The following is a 16473-nucleotide window of genomic DNA, read 5'->3' on the forward strand; positions in this document are numbered from 1 at the left end:
GCGCCCCCGCGTTTCAATAACCCCGCGCTTCCCAAAGGGCGATCATGACAAGCTACAAGTCCGACCTGCTGAACCTGCTCGAAGAGCGGGGCTATATCCACCAGATTACTGACGCAAGCGCGCTGGATGCGCTCGCCGCCAGGCAGGTCGTTCCGGGCTATATCGGCTTTGATCCCACCGCGCCCTCGCTGCACGTGGGCTCGATGGTGCAGATCATGCTGCTGCGTCGCATGCAGCAGACCGGCCACAAGCCCATCGTGCTGATGGGTGGTGGGACCGGCAAGGTCGGCGACCCCAGCTTCAAGGATGAAGCGCGCAAGCTGATGACCGTCGAGACGATCAACAGCAACATCGCTTCCATCAAGACGGTGTTCGAGAACTTCCTGACCTTCGGCGATGGTCCGACCGACGCGATCATGGCCGACAACGCCGAGTGGCTGGACGCGCTCGAATATCTGCCGTTCCTGCGGGATTACGGCCAGCACTTCTCGGTCAACCGGATGCTCAGCTTCGATTCGGTCAAGCTGCGGCTGGATCGCGAGCAGTCGCTGAGCTTCCTGGAGTTCAATTACATGATCCTCCAGGCCTATGACTTCCTCGAGCTTTCCCGTCGGGCAGGTTGCCGGCTGCAAATGGGCGGATCGGACCAGTGGGGCAATATCGTCAACGGTATCGAGCTCTCGCGCCGGGTGGATGGCACGGAAGTCTACGGCGTCACCACGCCGCTCATCACCACGGCCGATGGCGGCAAGATGGGCAAGACGATGGCGGGCGCCGTCTGGCTGAACGAGGCGATGCTGCCGCATTTCGACTATTGGCAGTTCTGGCGGAACACGGATGATCGCGATGTCGGGCGGTTCCTGCGCCTGTTCACCGATGTGCCGATGGACGAAATCCGGCGGCTCGAAGCGCTGCAAGGCGCGGAGATCAACGAGGCCAAGAAGATCCTCGCCAATGAGGCAACGGCGCTTTGCCGTGGCCGGGCCGCTGCGGATGGCGCTGCCGAAACCGCCCGCCTCACCTTCGAGCAAGGCGCGGCGGCGGCTGCGGATTTGCCGACCGTCCACGTCTCGGAAGGCAGCATCGCCCTGGTCACGGCCCTCACCCAGGCCGGGCTGGCCGCCTCCAATGGCGAGGCGCGCCGCAAGATTGCCGAAGGCGCCGTCCGCGTCGACGACGAGCCGGTGCGCGATGAAAAGCATCTGATCGCGATTGGCGGGACGCCGGTGAAGCTCAGCCTCGGCAAGAAGCGGCACGCGCTGCTCAGCCGCTAAGCTGCCGGAGCGGGGCGTTCGCGCCTCGATTACGCCGAGTTTATCAGATGTTTACCGGTCCCTGACAGGATCAGACTCCGACTGGGAGTCTGATCCATGACGTTTGCCTTCTCGATGGACGAGCCGCGCCGCTACGAACGGGACGCCGTGGAAAGCCCCGTGCAGATCTGGGGGGGCACCCTCCCGCCATCGCCGGCCGTGCTCATCAACATTTCGCCGAGCGGCTGCATGATCCGCTGCGATCAACTGGTGTCGATCGGCGAAAGCCTCACCATCGATGTGCCGCAGATCGGCATGTTGCGGGGGCGCGCGATCTGGGCGAACAGTGCGCGCCTCGGTGTCGAATTCGAGTCAGCGATCGCGGACAAGGAGTATGACATCATGCTCCTGCGGCTGAAGGGCCCCGATCATCCCGGCCGCTGACCCTCGCGCCAGCCGCGCTGGAGCCTGAACGATGGGCGACGAAGCATGGAGCCGGGCTGTCCGATCCGAGCTGAGTCACAGCCGGCGCCGCGTCGTTTCACGCGACGCCATCTCCTTCCAGACCCATGTATCCCGGCCGCGCGGCACGGACCCCATCGAGGTCGAGCTGATCGACTTTTCGGTCTGGGGATTTCAAGCCCGCTGCGGTTTCGCACGCTTCGAGCGCGGCGAACCGGTCGCCCTTCGCTTGCCGCTCATCACCACGCAGGATGCGCAAATCCGCTGGAGCCTGCGGGGATGCTTTGGCGCGCAATTCCTCCAGCCTATCGATGCGCGGGCCTATCTCGATATTCTGGCACGCATCACCCGGCCACAGACCGACGGCTGACGCTCAGCCGCTGGCGAGCAGACTGATCGCCGCATCGCGCTCGAACAGATAAAGGCACAGCCGCGCGGCCTGTCCGCGCGGGGAGGCCAGCCCGCCATCGCGGTCCATGAGCAGACGGGCATCGTCATGCGCGGCATCCAGCAGCGATTGGATCTGTTCCGGGCTGGCCAGCCGAAAGCGCTGCTCGCCCGATTGGCGCGTACCGAGGATTTCGCCAGCCCCGCGCAATTTCAGATCTTCCTCTGCGATGCGGAAGCCATCATTGGTCTCCCGCATCAGGGCGAGACGCGAGCGCGCTGTCTCGGAGAGGTTGCTCCCGTGCAGCAACATGCAGAAACTGCGCTGATCGCCGCGCCCCACGCGCCCGCGCAACTGGTGCAGCTGCGCAAGGCCGAAGCGCTCCGCCGCTTCCACGATCATCAGCGTGGCATTGGGCACGTCCACGCCGACCTCAATCACCGTCGTCGCCACCAGCAGCTTGAGCTGCCCGCGCGAGAAGGCCTCCATGACCGCATCCTTCTCCGGGCCGGGCATTTGCCCGTGGACCATGCCGACGACATCCGCGCCGAACCGCGCCTTGAGCATCGCAGTGCGCGCTTCCGCTGCCGGCTCGTCGCCATCCTCGCTCTGCTCCACCAGCGGGCACACCCAATAGGCCTGACGCCCCGCCGCAATATGGCGGCCGAGTGCGGAGACGATATCCTCCAGCCGATCGTCCCCGATGACCCGCGTGTCGATGCTCTGGCGGCCGGGCGGCATCTCATCGAGCCTTGAGACGTCCATATCGCCATATTGCGCGAGGCAGAGCGTGCGGGGAATGGGCGTGGCGGTCATCACCAGCAGATGCGGCGTCCGTTCCGCCTTGGCCGTCAGCATCAGCCGCTGCGACACGCCGAAGCGATGCTGCTCGTCAATGACCGCAAGGCCGAGGTTGCGATAGGTGACGGCCTCCTGAAAGATCGCATGGGTGCCCACGAGGATGTGGATGCTGCCATCGGCCAGCCCCATCAGCGTCGATTCGCGCGCCTTACCCTTGTCCCGCCCGGTCAGGATCGCGACGTTCACCGGCAGGCCGGCCAGCATCGTCTGAAGGCTGGCGAAATGCTGGCGGGCGAGAATTTCCGTCGGCGCCAGAAAGGTCGCCTGCGCACCGGCTTCCACCGCATTGAGCAGTGCCATCAGCGCCACCAGCGTCTTACCCGAGCCCACATCGCCCTGCAGCAGCCGGAGCATCGGCACAGCCTGCGCCATGTCCCCCTCGATCTCGGCAAACGCACGGCGCTGGGCGCCGGTGGGGGCGAATGGCAGGCGCAAGGCGTCGCGCAAATGTCCGTCTCCGGCCAGCGGAAGCCCGCGCCGGCGGCGTGTCGAGGCCCGCAGCAGCATCAGCGCAAGCTGGCTTGCGAACACCTCGTCATAGGCCAGGCGCTCGCGCGCGGGCTTTGCGCCGGGCGTCTCGTGCGTGGCCTTGAGCGCTTCCTGCCAGCTCGGCCAGCCCTTGTGGGCGCGCAGCCCCGGTTCGATCCACTCATCCAGAGCCGGCCCGCGCTCGACCGATTGCGCGACAAGATCGCGCAGCCGGCCATTGGTGATGCCGTCCGAAAGACCGTAGACGGGCTCGCAATCGGCAATCTGACCCGCCTCTTCCACCGGCACGACATGATCGGGGTGGACGATCTGCAAGTCGTCCCCGAACTGATCGAGCCGACCGGAAACAAAGCGCGGCTCGCCGAGCGGGAAGAGCTTGCGCGGCCATCCGCTGTTCTTACCGAAATAGACGATGCTCACCGGGTCGCCGGCCATATCCACGGCGCGGATGCGAAACGGCGCCCGTGCCGTGCCCGAGGCGCGATAGTCCTGCGCCGTCAGCACAAGCGCAACCATCCGCCCCGTCTCGGCTTCCGCAAGCCGCCGCACGCGCTGCCGCTCGATCCAGCTCACCGGCAGATGGAAGGCGAGATCGACCACGCGCGTGAGGCCCAGGCGCTCCAGCGGCTTGGCCGAAGCGCTTCCCACGCCCTTGAGCGCCGTGCTTTCCGTGAACAGCGGATTGAGAATGTCGGGCCGCATCGCTATCTGCCCTAGTCGAAGCTGGAGGGCCGGAAAAGTGCCCGCCGGCCAATCATGACAAAACGCGCACCCGAGCGCCGCGCGAAAAGGACCGGACATGATCGACGAGACCCGCCTGCGCCGCCTCAAATTCCGCGCCTGGCACCGGGGCACGAAGGAAGCTGATCTGATGATCGGCGGCTTCTTCGATGCCCACGCCGCGAGCTTCACGCAGAAACAAGCCGATCTGTTCGAGGCGCTGCTCGAGGAAGAGGATGTCGACATCATGGCCTGGGCCATCGGCACTCTTCCCTGCCCCGCGCATTACGAAGGCGCGATGATGGAAGCGATGCGCAGGCTTGATTATGTTCCGATTGCGAAGTGAGCCCTCCCCTTTCTTGACCCTCCCAACCTCCGTTCGGTTCGAGCGTAGTCGAGAACCAGCGGGCCAACGCCAATCCCAAAGCGCTACCCGTGTCTCGACTTCAGCCTCTGGCTGAAGTTTATCCTGAGCGCCCGCCCTGCGGGCAGTCGAAGGGCTCGACACGAACGGAAGGCAGAGGCGAACACACTAATGACCGACATATCCCGCATCCTCTCGGCCAAGGCGCCGCTCACGCTCTCCGGCGTGCCCGCGGGTTTCCTGCCCGTGCTGCTCGCCGACCTCGCCCGCGCGGCGAAGGAGCGCGCCTGCTTCATCGCCGCCGATGGCCAGATGGCCGATGCGATTGCGCAGACCGTTCGCTATTTCGCGCCCGAGCTGGAGGTGGTGAGCATTCCCGCCTGGGACTGCCTGCCTTACGACCGCGCCTCCCCTTCATTGCGCGCCGCGTCCGAGCGGCTGGCGGGCCTGCACGCCCTGCAGGGCACGCCCAAAGGGCCGCAGTTGGTCATCACCACCGTCAACGCGGTCACGCAGAAGACGCTGACGCCTTTCCGCATCCGCCAGATGGTTGCGCGCCTGGCTCCGAACGAGCGGATCGCCATCGACCGGCTGGTCAGCCTGCTTCAATCCAACGGCTATGTCCGCACGGATACGGTGCATGATGCCGGCGAATATGCCGTGCGCGGTGGCATCGTCGATCTCTATCCCTCCGGCGAACCCGGCCCGTTGCGGCTCGATTTCTTCGGCGACGAGATCGAGACGCTGCGCCGGTTCGATCCCGCGACCCAGCGCACCACCGGGGCGGTCGATGGCTTCATGCTCTTGCCCGCCTCCGAGGCGCTGCTCGATGAGGAGAGCATTAAGCGCTTCCGCAGCCGCTACCGCGAGATGTTCGGCGCGACCGCCACGGGCGATCCGCTGTATCAGGCGGTGAGCGACGGGCGGCGTCTGGCCGGCATGGAGCATTGGCTGCCGCTGTTCGAGGACCGGCTCGTCCCGCTCGCCGAGCATCTGCCGGAGGGAACGCTGTGGATTCGCGAGGCCGGCACTGCTGGCGCGGCCGAGGCCCGCTTCGAGGCGATCCGGGATTATCACGCCAATCGCACGACCGCCGCGGCGGCCTCGCCGGGCAGCTATCGCCCGCTGCAGCCGGATCAGCTCTATCTGACTGCCGATCAGTGGGCGCAAGATATCGAGGCGCTGCCGATCCACCTCACCTCCAGCTTCCACGAGCCCGAGAGCGCCCATGTGCTCGATTTCGGCGTGGACAGCGCCCGCGACTTCGCGCCGGAGCGGGCGCAGGGCGGCAATGTCTATGAGGCGGTGGCCAAGCATCTGGAGCAAAGCCAGCGCAAGGGCCGCAAGCGCATCATCGCCAGCTACTCCATCGGCGCGCGCGAGCGACTGAAGGGCTTGCTTGAAGACCACGGCGTGCGGGGGGTCACACTGGTCGATAGCTGGCAGGAAGCGCTCGGCGCGCCCGCGGGCCGCGTGGCGCTGGCCGTGCTGCCGCTCGATCACGGCTTTGCCAATACCGAACTGGAAGTGCTGACCGAGCAGGACATGCTCGGCGATCGTCTGGTGAGGCGTCAGAAGCGGCGCAAGAGCGCGGACGCTTTCCTTGCCGAACTTGCTACCCTCACGCCGGGCGATCTCGTCGTCCATGTCGATCATGGCATCGGGCGCTATGAGGGCCTGACCTCGATCCCGGTCGGCAAATCGCCGCATGATTGCGTGGCGCTCGCTTATGCCGGCGGCGACAAGCTCTACGTGCCGGTCGAGAATCTCGACGTGCTCTCGCGCTACGGTTCGGGTGAGGATGCGGTCGCGCTGGACAAGCTCGGCGGCGAGGCCTGGCAACGCCGCAAGGCGCGGATGAAGGAGCGCATCCGGGAGATCGCCGGAGAGCTGCTTGCCACTGCTGCGCAACGGGCCCTGCGGGCTGCGCCTGCCTATGAGGCGGAGAGCGCCGGCTATCCCGCCTTCGTCGACCGCTTCCCCTATGAGGAAACGGAAGATCAGGATCGCGCGATCAGCGATGTGCTTGACGATCTGGCCGCCGGCAAGCCGATGGACCGGCTGGTTTGCGGCGATGTCGGCTTCGGCAAGACGGAGGTCGCGCTGCGCGCCGCCTTCGTTGCGGCGATGGCCGGCGCGCAGGTTGCGTTGATCTGCCCCACGACCCTGCTCGCGCGCCAGCATCACCTCAATTTCGAGGAGCGGTTCCGCGGCTTCCCGCTCAAGGTCGGGCGCCTCTCCCGCCTTGTCGGCACCACCGAGACCAAGGCGACCAAGGACGGCCTGGCCGACGGCACCATCGACATCGTCATCGGCACCCATGCCCTGCTGACCAAGGGGCTGGAGTTCAAGCGGCTCGGGCTGGTGATCGTGGATGAAGAGCAGCGCTTTGGCGTGGTCCACAAAGAGCGCCTCAAGCAGCTCAAGGCGGACGTCCACGTCCTCACCCTCACCGCAACGCCGATTCCGCGCACCCTGCAAATGGCGATGAGCGGCCTGCGCGAGCTGTCCGTCATCCAGACGCCGCCCGTGGATCGCCTCGCCGTGCGCACCTATGTCATGCCCTGGGACGATGTGGTGCTGCGCGAGGCGCTGCTGCGCGAGCATTATCGCGGCGGCCAGACCTATTTCGTCGTGCCGCGTATCTCTGACATGCCGGACATGGAGGATTTCCTCCGCGAGAAGGTGCCCGAAGTGCGCGCCATTTCCGCGCATGGTCAGATGTCGGCCAGCGAGGTGGAGGAGCGCATGTCCGCCTTCTACGAGCGCAAATATGATGTGCTGCTCTCGACGACCATCGTCGAATCCGGCCTCGATATCCCGAGCGCCAACACCATCATCATCCACCGCGCAGACCGCTTCGGCCTCGCGCAGCTCTACCAGCTGCGCGGCCGCGTGGGTCGATCCAAGACGCGCGCCTATGCCTATATGACGACTCCCGCCGATCGGCTGACGACGGAGACGGCCGAAAAGCGGCTCAAAGTCCTGTCCGATCTCGATACGCTGGGCGCCGGCTTCCAGCTTGCGAGCCATGATCTCGACATTCGCGGTGCGGGCAATCTCGTCGGTGACGAGCAGAGCGGCCACATCAAGGAGGTTGGCTTCGAGCTTTACCAGTCGATGCTGGAAGAGGCGATCATGGAAGCCAAGGCCGGCGGTGCCGCGCTCGCCCCGGCACCGGACAAGTCCTCGCCGCAGATCAATGTCGAGGCGCCGATCATGATCCCGGAGGATTATGTGCCGGATCTCGACCTGCGCATGGGCCTCTATCGCCGCATCAACGAGCTGGAGGACAAGGGCGCCATCGAGGCCTTCGCCGCCGAGCTGATCGACCGCTTCGGCCCGCTACCGGACCCTACCCAGAATCTGTTGACCCTAATCGACGTGAAGCTCAATTGCCGCAAGGCCGGCATCGCCAAGATCGACATCGGCCCGCGCGGCGCGCTGGTGAGCTTCCAGAACGACCAGTGCCGCAATCTCCCGGGCCTGATCGGCTACGTCCAGAAACTCGGCGCTATCGCCAAGCTGCGGCCCGACAGCAAACTCGTCATCCAGCGCGCTTGGGGTGATCCCAAGGCACGGCTGAACGGGGCGCTTAAGTTGAGCCAAGGGTTGGCGAAGAGTATTGGGTGAAGGGTGGATTACAGCGGAAGTGCGCGATGTGGGTATGTATTGGCATGGCGCTAGAGGGTTGGAAGCACAGAGCCGGCTGGGCAGCTTTGCTCGATCCTGAAGAGCCATTACGGCTCCTATCGATAGAAAAAAGCTATGGATACCGGCTTTCTTCAACCTTCCTCGTTCGTGCTGAGTAGGGTCTGAGGAGCGCCGCAGACGCGTATCGAAGACCCGTATCGAAGCATCGCAGCGCACGGGTAAGTCCTTCGATACGCCGCTTCGACAGGCTCAACAGCTACTCAGTGCGAACGCAGCGGCGCCACAACGGAGTCGAGTCCGTTCAGTCGGCTTTTAAAGCCATAACCGCTTTGGAGCGGTGAAGAAGGACCCGTGAACGGCAAGTTTGGCCTGGAAGCAGACCTTCTGATTCCGGACGATTGGCCGTACCTTGCGGACGTTTATCCCCAAAGGTAATATTGTGTGATGCGTGAGCCAGATTTTCAGATCGATGGGTGGTCTCTTGAGGACGGGGAAACCTATCATGCCGCAGCGCCAAAGACCTTTTGGATACCTGACCGCCAAAAACGAGAAAACCTTGAGCCCGGAGACCTAGCCAAGCTGATCTTTCGGATTAGCGTCGAAGATGCTGATGAGAATGTCGCGGTGGAGCGGATGTGGGTTCTCGTCAGAGAGCGCACAGCGGACGGGTATCTTGGCGTACTTGACAACGAACCAAGCTCCATTGCCGAAAATGATGAGTTTTGGCTGGGCACCGAGCTGCCCTTTTCGGCGAAGCACATAATCAACATTGAAGAGAAAGACGAGAACACCGTTGCGCTCTCCAGCCAGGAGCCGCGCAGGCGTTGGCCAGCACGTTAACTTGGGCCGTCCGCCTTTAGAGCGCGGCCGTATAAGGGGACGTCGTCCTATTCAATCCATAGCCCATGCGCCCGGTGCCAGTCTTCCAGCCCCTCGTCTGGATAGCCGTCGAAGCACTGGTCGTTCCGCCCGATCTGCGGTTCGACCCAATTCGCCTTTGATCCGAGCATCATGTGCACGAGCGACGGCGCCTTGGGCAAATCGCTGTCGATCGCGGAAGCGAAAGGGTGGAGCAGGTCAGGATACTCCGGGCTGAACACCCAGAGCGCGCTCGCGCAGGACGGGCAGAAGTGCCGCTCGCCGGTGCTGACCTGGCAGCTGCCTTCACCATCGTCCAGCGTAGCGTGATAGATGGCGGTCTCGCCTTGCACCTTGAGCGTGCGCTTGTCGGCGTGGAGATTGATGGCATAGCCGCCACCGCCGGCGGTCTTGCGGCAGATCGAGCAATAACAGCGCAGGAATGGCACCGGCGCGTGGCTGTCGACGGACAAGCGCACGGCGCCGCATCGACAGGAACCTTCGAGCTTGAGGGGCATGGCACGGTCCTCTTGTGGTGATCGTCTCTCGAGCTGAACCGCTCTTATCTCCGCCGGTTCCCTCAGCGCCCATTGCGCGCTTCCCCTTGCGGCCACTTAATCCTTGATCTGCGCGCGCATCCTCCGCATGGCGAGCGCGCCCGGTGCCCGGCCCATGTCCGGTGGCCGCGTGCCCTGGCAGGAGATGTCCGCCCGTGATCGTTCGCAACCGCCTTGGCTTGCTCGAAGTGCTGTTCGCCTATCGCGGCACGATCATGCCGCATATCCAGCATCGGCTGGCGGGCATCGCCGTGGCCAGCGTGGCGGCCATTCTCGCGGCGCGCGCCTGGCCCGGGCTGTTCGCGCAGATCAGCGGCATTCCATTCGCGCTGATCGGCCTGTCGCTCTCCATCTTCATGAGCTTCCGCAACAGCGCCTGTTATGATCGCTGGTGGGAGGGTCGCAAGCAATGGGGCGCGCTGATCATCGCGAGCCGCTCCTTCGCGCGACTCACCTCCTCGCTGCCTGAGGAGGAACGCACCCCGCTGCTCCGCGGCATCTGCGGCTTCACCAACGGTCTTGCTGCCCGCCTGCGCCAGCATGACGAGGCGGCCGCGATCGGCAGGTGGGTAAAGGATGGGCCTTGGCGCACCTCCCCGAACCCTACCGACACCGTGCTCTACGAGATGGGCGCGCACTGCTTGCGCCTCTCCGCAGATGAAAAGATCAATCCCATCCACCACTCGCTCATCGAGGGGCAGCTCAAGGCGCTCAGCGATGTGCAGGCGGCCTGCGAGCGGATCGCCAGCACGCCGGTACCGTTCACCTATTCGCTCATTCTCCACCGCACGACCTACGTCTTCTGCCTGTTGCTGCCTTTCGCCCTGGCTGGTTCGCTGGGCTGGTGGGCCCTCATTCCGGTGCTGGTGGCGAGCTACACCTTCTTCGGGCTGGACGCCTTGGGCGATCAGCTGGAAGACCCGTTCGGCTATGATCCCAACGATTTGCCGCTCGATGCTATGACGCGGACGGTGGAACGCGAAATGCTCGCCCGCCTCGGCGCGACTGATCTCCCCGCGCCCATCGCGCCCGATCAGCACATCCTGACCTGATCGCTCGCTAGCGCAAGGCTGGAGCGCCCGCCCACCGAAACGCGAGATATTCGGCCGATCCGTGTTGACGTGGCTCGATTCGTTTCCTAAACGTTCTCCGTCCGTTCCATATTGGGGAACCACTCATGTTGACCGCCAAGCAACAGCAACTGCTCAGCTACATCAAGCAGCATCTCGATCAGGGTGGCGTCTCGCCCAGTTTCGAGGAGATGAAGGAGGCGCTGGACCTCAAGTCGAAGTCCGGCATCCACCGGCTGATCAGCGCGCTGGAAGAGCGCGGCTTCATCCGCAGGCTGCCCAATCGCGCGCGGGCGCTCGAAATCCTCAAACTGCCGGATGGTATGCCCGTGGCAGAGCGGACGGAAGAGCCGGCGGCGGCCACCAACGTGACCCCGCTGCGCAAGGCGCCCACCGCGCCGGCGCGGACGATCCCTATCGCCGCCAATGACGTGATCGAAATTCCGCTGCATGGGCGCATCGCTGCCGGTCTTCCCATCGAGGCGATGGAGAGCGACACCATGCTGCCGGTCCCGGCCGCGTTGCTGGGCGCCGGCGATCATTACGCGCTGGAAGTCTCCGGTGACTCGATGATCGAAGCAGGGATTTTCGACGGTGACTTCGCGCTGATCCAACGGACCGAGACGGCGCGCGATGGCCAGATCGTCGTTGCCCTCATCGACGAGAATGAAGCGACGCTCAAATATTTCCATCATGACGGCCGCAAGGTGAGGCTCGACCCCGCCAATCGCGATCATGAGCCGCAAACCTATGAGGCGCGGCAGGTGCGCATTCAGGGTCGGCTCGCAGGGCTATTGCGGCGCTATAACTGAGACGGGCGGTTTGGGACGCTGGCTCTAGCGCGAGCCGGTGCCCGCTATCCAGGGATGGCGACTGCGCGGGTCGTGGCCCGGCACGATCTCCCGGCTGTCCAGCAGGACCAGTGCGCCCCCCATGGCACTCAGTGCGGGCCGATCCAGCTTTGCCCAGCGCGGCACACATCCGGGCGGCAGGCGTCGGTCAGCAATCACAAGATCAGCCTGTGCGCAGGCGGCCACCAACTCGGGATAGGGAACCAGCAGGCGCGAGCGACTGATCAGCAGGTGAACCGGCGGCTGGCCGGTACGGCCCGGCAATGTCATCGCGCACATGTCCCGCGTGCATCGCGTGTCCGGCGCCTGCGTCAGGGACGCAAACTCACCGTCATAGGCGCTGGCCTCGGCCAAAGTGGTACGAACATAATCCCCGCTCCGGTCCCGCAACAGCGCCATCCGCCCGTCGCCCAGACGCACCGCCACATGATGACCATCGGCGGTGACCAGCACATCGGCGGACGGTGCCAGAAATGTCAGGAAAAAGCCGAGCGCCGCCAGAGGCAGGCCCCACCATCGCAGCGCCGTGTGCCAAAGCATCAGCCACAAGAGGCCGATCATGGCGAGCGCAAAGGCCAGTCCGCTGGAGACGGGCAGCGACAGCGTGGCAAAGGGCTGACTGGCGACACTATGCGCGATCCACAGAAGGAACTTGAGCGCCACGCCGACCACCCACCACACGGGCGCCCCCAGCCCCACAGCGTCGAGCACCAGCGCGAGCACCTCAGCCGGCATCACCACGAAGCTTGTGAGTGGAATGGCGATCATATTGGCCGCCGCGCCAAGCAGGCCCGAGCGATGAAAATGAGCGAAGGCAATCGGCGTCAGCACCAGCTCCACCAGCAAACCTGTCGCCAGCAAGGCGCCGAGGCTGCGGGTCCAGCGCTTTATCCGCCCTTCATCGCGTCGCTCGAACAGCCGCCGTGCGGGGGGATATTCGTAAAGCGCCACAATCGCGGTCACGGCAACGAAGCTCATCTGGAAGCTGGGGCCGATGACAGCCTCGGGCCAAAAGATCATCACGATCAGCGCGCCGGTCGCGATCAAGCGCAGCCCGATGGCCTCACGGCCCAGAGCCATGCCCGCGATTACCAGCAGAGCGGCAATGCACGAGCGGATCGTCGGCACCTGCGCCCCGGTGAACACAGTGTAGCCGATGCCCGCCGCGCCGCCCACGCAGGCGGCGATCATCAGCACCGGCCAGCGCAGCGCAAGGGTCGGCGAAAGCGCAAGCAGACTGACCATGATGAGAATCACGCCGCCGATCAGCGCGGAGACGTGCAAGCCACTGATCGAGAGCAGATGGGCAAGCCCGCTGCGCCGCATCGCGTCCGCATCCGCCTCACTGATCCAGTTCTGATTGCCCGTGGCGAGCGTGATCGCGATCGTCCCTTCCGGTCCCGGCAACCGCGCGGCGATGTGGTGGGCGAGAGTCGCGCGCGCATCCCCGCCAGCGGTTGCCGCATCGAGGCGCTGCACTTTGCCGAGTGCCCGCCCGGTAGCGCCGAGGCCGGAAAAATAGGCCGTCCGCGCAAAATCATAAGCGCCCGGCAGGGCAGCCGGTGCAGGCGGCATTAGCCGCGCTCGGACGGCAATGCGGTCCCCTGCGGCAATCTCCTCTGCCATCTGATCGGGCGCCGCGTTGATGCGGACCCGCGCCGGCAGATCGGGCCGGGATAGCGGCGCGACCTCCAGCCGCACCAGTCCCCGTGCAGCCAGGGGCGTCGCCGAGAGGACGCGCGCCTCCATCTCCACCACCGCGGCGCGTGCGAGCGGTGGCTGCGCCACGAGCAGCGCTTTAGCCCAGATCAGCAGACAGCCCGCCGCCAGCAGCACCGCGCCGACGGCCAGCGCAGCAGGCAAGCGTCCTCCGCGCCCCACGGCGCCAAACGCGGCGGCGGCGCCCAGCCAGAAGGCGATCCACGCCATCCACTGCGGCGGCGCAGGCAGAGTGAACCAAGCGATAATCCCGGCGCCCAGCAGGATCGGCACCCACAGTGGCAGTTGCGCCCGCTCGGCCTCCAGCACCGATTCCGCTCGCGCATGAAGCCGTCCCAACCAGACACTGCTGCGGCGCAACAACGGTATTTGTCGAGCCGGAAAAGGCGTGCTAGGGGCATTCTCGTTCACTAGGAAACCCACCCGCGACATAAGGGAAAAGCAGGCATAGCGTGGCAGAAGGACGGAAACAAACAGGCACGGTCGTCACCCGCTTTGCCCCCTCGCCTACGGGATATCTCCACATTGGCGGCGCACGCACGGCGCTGTTCAACTATCTTTTCGCCCGTCACCACGGCGGCAAGTTCCTACTGCGCGTCGAGGATACCGACCGCGCCCGCTCGACCGAATCCGCGATCGAGGCGATCTTCGACGGCTTGAGCTGGCTGGGCCTTGCAGGCGATGACGAACCGGTCTTCCAGTTCGCGCGTGCGGCACGCCATGCCGAGGTCGCCAACGCCCTGCTCGACGCCGGCCATGCCTATAAATGCTTCGCGACTCCCGAAGAGCTGGCAGCCCTGCGCGAGCAGCAACGCGCCGCGCGTCAGCCGATGCGCTACGACGGGCGCTGGCGCGACCGCGATCCCTCCGAAGGCGGCGATGCCCCCTATGTCATTCGCCTGAAGGCGGCCCGCGAGGGCGAAACCGTCATCGAAGATGCCGTGCAGGGCCGCGTGGTCGTGCAGAATGCCGAGCTGGACGACATGATCCTGCTCCGCTCGGACGGCACGCCCACCTATATGCTGGCCGTCGTCGTGGACGATCATGACATGGGCGTCACTCATGTGATCCGTGGCGATGACCATCTCAACAACGCCTTCCGCCAGCTCGGCATCATCCGCGCGATGGACTGGCCCGAGCCGGTCTATGCGCACATCCCGCTGATTCACGGGCAGGATGGTGCCAAGTTATCCAAGCGGCATGGCGCCATGGGCGTCGATGCCTATCGTGACGAGCTGGGCATGCTGCCCGAGGCGGTGAACAACTATCTGCTGCGACTCGGCTGGGGCCATGGCGATGATGAGATCATCAGCCGCGAGCAGGCCGTCGAGTGGTTCGATCTGCCGGGCGTGGGTCGCTCGCCGTCGCGATTCGACCTCAAGAAGCTCGAGAATCTGAATGGCCATTACATTCGCGAGGCCGATGACGGTCGCCTCGCTCTGCTCGTCGCCGAGCGGATGGAGGCTCTGGATGACGATGCCGCGGCCCAGGCCCGGCTGCACCAGCTTGCGGCGATCATGCCCGCGCTCAAGCCCCGCGCCAAGACGTTGCTGGAGCTGACCGACGGCGCCGCGTTCCTGTTTGCCAAACGGCCGCTCGCGGTCGAAGAGGCTGCCGCCAAGCTGCTCGACGAGAATGCCCGAGCTCTGCTCGGCACGGTGGTCGAGCAGCTGCGGGCGCTGCCCGACTGGTCGCTTGAGGCGCTTGAGGCGGCCATCCGCGCGATCGCGGAAGAGGCTGGCCTTGGCCTTGGAAAGATTGCACAGCCACTGCGCGTTGCTTTAACGGGACGGACGACGTCGCCCGGTATCTTCGACGTGCTACTCCATCTTGGTCGGGACGAAACCTTGGGCCGCCTGCAGGATCAGGCCGGACTCCTCCAGGCTTCCGGGTCCGGGCCGCAAATTTGAGCAATAAGGGGTGAAGGAATGAGCGACAGCACAGTCAAAATGACCGTCGAGGGCAAGGATCTCGACTGTAAGGTCGTCGAAGGTTCCGTCGGCCCCAAGGTCATCGACATTCGCAAGCTCTATGCCCAGACGGGCATGTTCACATATGATCCCGGCTTCACCTCGACGGCGAGCTGCGACTCGGCACTGACCTATATCGATGGTGATGAGGGCGTGCTCCTTCACCGCGGCTATCCCATCGATCAGCTCGCCGAGCAGTCGAGCTTCATGGAAGTAGCCTATCTGCTGCTGCGCGGCTCGCTCCCCTCCAAGGACGAGTTTGAGCTGTTCGAGCGGACGATCACGCGCCACACGATGGTGCACGAGCAGCTCTCCACCTTCTTCCGCGGGTTCCGTCGCGATGCGCACCCCATGGCGATCATGTGCGGCGTGGTCGGCGCGCTGTCCGCCTTCTACCACGACTCCACGGACATCACCGATCCGCACCAGCGGATGATCGCGAGCCACCGTCTCATCGCCAAGATGCCGACGCTCGCGGCCATGGCCTACAAATATTCGGTCGGTCAGCCCTTCGTCTATCCGAGCAACGACCTGAGCTACACCGGCAACTTCCTGCGCATGACCTTTTCGGTCCCGGCCGAGGAGTATGTGGTCGACCCCGTCGTCGAAGCGGCGATGGACAAGATCTTCATCCTGCATGCCGATCACGAGCAGAACGCCTCCACCTCGACCGTGCGTCTGGCCGGTTCCTCGGGCGCCAATCCGTTTGCATGCATTGCGGCGGGCATCGCCTGCCTGTGGGGCCCGGCGCATGGCGGCGCCAACGAAGCGGCGCTCAACATGCTCCGCGAGATCGGAACCGTGGATCGCATCCCGTCCTACATCGCCCGCGCCAAGAACAAGGACGATCCGTTCCGCCTGATGGGCTTCGGCCACCGCGTGTACAAGAACTACGATCCGCGCGCGAAGGTGATGCAGGCGACCGCCAAGGAAGTGCTGGACAAGCTGGGCGTCAGCGACCCCATCTTCGACGTCGCCCGCGAGCTGGAGCAGATCGCGCTGCACGACGAATATTTCATCGAGAAGAAGCTCTACCCGAATGTGGACTTCTACTCGGGCGTGATCCTGTCGGCGATCGGCTTCCCGACGGACATGTTCACGGTGCTCTTCGCCCTCGCCCGCACCGTCGGCTGGGTCGCGCAGTGGAACGAGATGATCTCGGACCCGGAGCAGAAGATCGGCCGTCCCCGTCAGCTCTACACCGGCCCGACGCAGCGCGATTATGTCCCGATGGACAAGCGCTGAGCCTCGGCTGGC

13 protein-coding genes are annotated in these 16473 nt (G+C 65.0%); 10 read left to right on the forward strand and 3 right to left on the reverse strand.

Going from position 1 to position 16473, the window contains the following annotated elements; translation table 11 throughout:
- Window positions 1-44 precede the first annotated feature (44 nt).
- The 3 genes from tyrS to M2331_RS08805 all read left to right on the forward strand — a co-directional run bounded on the left by tyrS (window position 45) and on the right by M2331_RS08805 (window position 2085).
- Entirely contained in the window at window positions 45-1274 is a 1230-nt protein-coding gene (gene tyrS / locus M2331_RS08795) for a tyrosine--tRNA ligase (protein WP_181559931.1), read from the forward strand.
- A 96-nt stretch (window positions 1275-1370) separates the two neighbouring features.
- Window positions 1371-1697 carry a PilZ domain-containing protein gene (locus tag M2331_RS08800; RefSeq protein ID WP_181559932.1) on the forward strand — a complete coding sequence of 109 codons (327 nt, stop codon included), beginning with the start codon at window positions 1371-1373 and terminating at the stop codon, window positions 1695-1697.
- Window positions 1698-1728: 31 nt separating this feature from the next.
- Window positions 1729-2085 carry a hypothetical protein gene (locus M2331_RS08805; RefSeq protein ID WP_181559933.1) on the forward strand — a complete coding sequence of 119 codons (357 nt, stop codon included), beginning with the start codon at window positions 1729-1731 and terminating at the stop codon, window positions 2083-2085.
- Window positions 2086-2088: 3 nt separating this feature from the next.
- Here the strand turns inward: M2331_RS08805 and recG are convergent, their stop codons facing one another.
- A complete protein-coding gene (recG, locus tag M2331_RS08810) occupies window positions 2089-4155 on the reverse strand; it encodes an ATP-dependent DNA helicase RecG (RefSeq protein WP_181559934.1) in 2067 nt (688 codons plus the stop codon).
- Between the two features lie 97 nt (window positions 4156-4252).
- Here recG and M2331_RS08815 point away from each other — a divergent pair, with 97 nt between their 5' ends.
- From M2331_RS08815 to M2331_RS08825, 3 genes are all read left to right on the forward strand, one after another.
- Window positions 4253-4519 (forward strand): succinate dehydrogenase assembly factor 2, encoded by a 267-nt coding sequence (locus tag M2331_RS08815; protein ID WP_181559935.1) that lies wholly within the window; start codon window positions 4253-4255, stop codon window positions 4517-4519.
- Between the two features lie 189 nt (window positions 4520-4708).
- Complete coding sequence (gene mfd, locus M2331_RS08820; protein WP_181559936.1) at window positions 4709-8170, forward strand: transcription-repair coupling factor; 3462 nt, start codon at window positions 4709-4711, stop codon at window positions 8168-8170.
- Between the two features lie 465 nt (window positions 8171-8635).
- Entirely contained in the window at window positions 8636-9031 is a 396-nt protein-coding gene (locus M2331_RS08825; RefSeq protein WP_181559937.1) for a hypothetical protein, read from the forward strand.
- Between the two features lie 47 nt (window positions 9032-9078).
- Here the strand turns inward: M2331_RS08825 and M2331_RS08830 are convergent, their stop codons facing one another.
- Window positions 9079-9567, reverse strand: a complete 489-nt coding sequence (locus M2331_RS08830) for a GFA family protein (protein WP_181559938.1) — start codon at window positions 9565-9567, stop codon at window positions 9079-9081.
- 194 nt (window positions 9568-9761) lie between these two features.
- Between M2331_RS08830 and M2331_RS08835 the strand changes: the two genes are divergently transcribed.
- Together M2331_RS08835 and lexA are read left to right on the forward strand one after the other, a co-directional pair.
- Complete coding sequence (locus M2331_RS08835) at window positions 9762-10658, forward strand: bestrophin family protein (RefSeq protein WP_181559939.1); 897 nt, start codon at window positions 9762-9764, stop codon at window positions 10656-10658.
- Between the two features lie 125 nt (window positions 10659-10783).
- A complete protein-coding gene (gene lexA / locus M2331_RS08840) occupies window positions 10784-11488 on the forward strand; it encodes a transcriptional repressor LexA (RefSeq protein WP_181559940.1) in 705 nt (234 codons plus the stop codon).
- 24 nt (window positions 11489-11512) lie between these two features.
- Here the strand turns inward: lexA and M2331_RS08845 are convergent, their stop codons facing one another.
- Window positions 11513-13606, reverse strand: a complete 2094-nt coding sequence (locus M2331_RS08845) for a ComEC/Rec2 family competence protein (RefSeq protein ID WP_264592341.1) — start codon at window positions 13604-13606, stop codon at window positions 11513-11515.
- Between the two features lie 92 nt (window positions 13607-13698).
- Here M2331_RS08845 and gltX point away from each other — a divergent pair, with 92 nt between their 5' ends.
- The gene (gltX, locus tag M2331_RS08850) at window positions 13699-15156 is read left to right on the forward strand and encodes a glutamate--tRNA ligase (RefSeq protein ID WP_181559942.1); all 1458 of its coding nucleotides are present in this window, start codon (window positions 13699-13701) and stop codon (window positions 15154-15156) included.
- Between the two features lie 18 nt (window positions 15157-15174).
- A complete protein-coding gene (locus M2331_RS08855) occupies window positions 15175-16461 on the forward strand; it encodes a citrate synthase (RefSeq protein WP_181559943.1) in 1287 nt (428 codons plus the stop codon).
- The last annotated feature ends 12 nt before the right edge of the window (window positions 16462-16473 follow it).

It is taken from the genome of Sphingobium sp. B10D7B, assembly GCF_025961955.1.
Lineage (GTDB): Bacteria > Pseudomonadota > Alphaproteobacteria > Sphingomonadales > Sphingomonadaceae > Sphingobium.

Coding starts and splice junctions, on each gene's coding strand:
- tyrS (WP_181559931.1), top strand. CDS start 45: ATGACAAGCTACAAGTCCGACCTGCTGAACCTGCTCGAAGAGCGGGGC.
- M2331_RS08800 (WP_181559932.1), top strand. CDS start 1,371: ATGACGTTTGCCTTCTCGATGGACGAGCCGCGCCGCTACGAACGGGAC.
- M2331_RS08805 (WP_181559933.1), top strand. CDS start 1,729: ATGGGCGACGAAGCATGGAGCCGGGCTGTCCGATCCGAGCTGAGTCAC.
- recG (WP_181559934.1), bottom strand. CDS start 4,155: ATGCGGCCCGACATTCTCAATCCGCTGTTCACGGAAAGCACGGCGCTC.
- M2331_RS08815 (WP_181559935.1), top strand. CDS start 4,253: ATGATCGACGAGACCCGCCTGCGCCGCCTCAAATTCCGCGCCTGGCAC.
- mfd (WP_181559936.1), top strand. CDS start 4,709: ATGACCGACATATCCCGCATCCTCTCGGCCAAGGCGCCGCTCACGCTC.
- M2331_RS08825 (WP_181559937.1), top strand. CDS start 8,636: ATGCGTGAGCCAGATTTTCAGATCGATGGGTGGTCTCTTGAGGACGGG.
- M2331_RS08830 (WP_181559938.1), bottom strand. CDS start 9,567: ATGCCCCTCAAGCTCGAAGGTTCCTGTCGATGCGGCGCCGTGCGCTTG.
- lexA (WP_181559940.1), top strand. CDS start 10,784: ATGTTGACCGCCAAGCAACAGCAACTGCTCAGCTACATCAAGCAGCAT.
- M2331_RS08855 (WP_181559943.1), top strand. CDS start 15,175: ATGAGCGACAGCACAGTCAAAATGACCGTCGAGGGCAAGGATCTCGAC.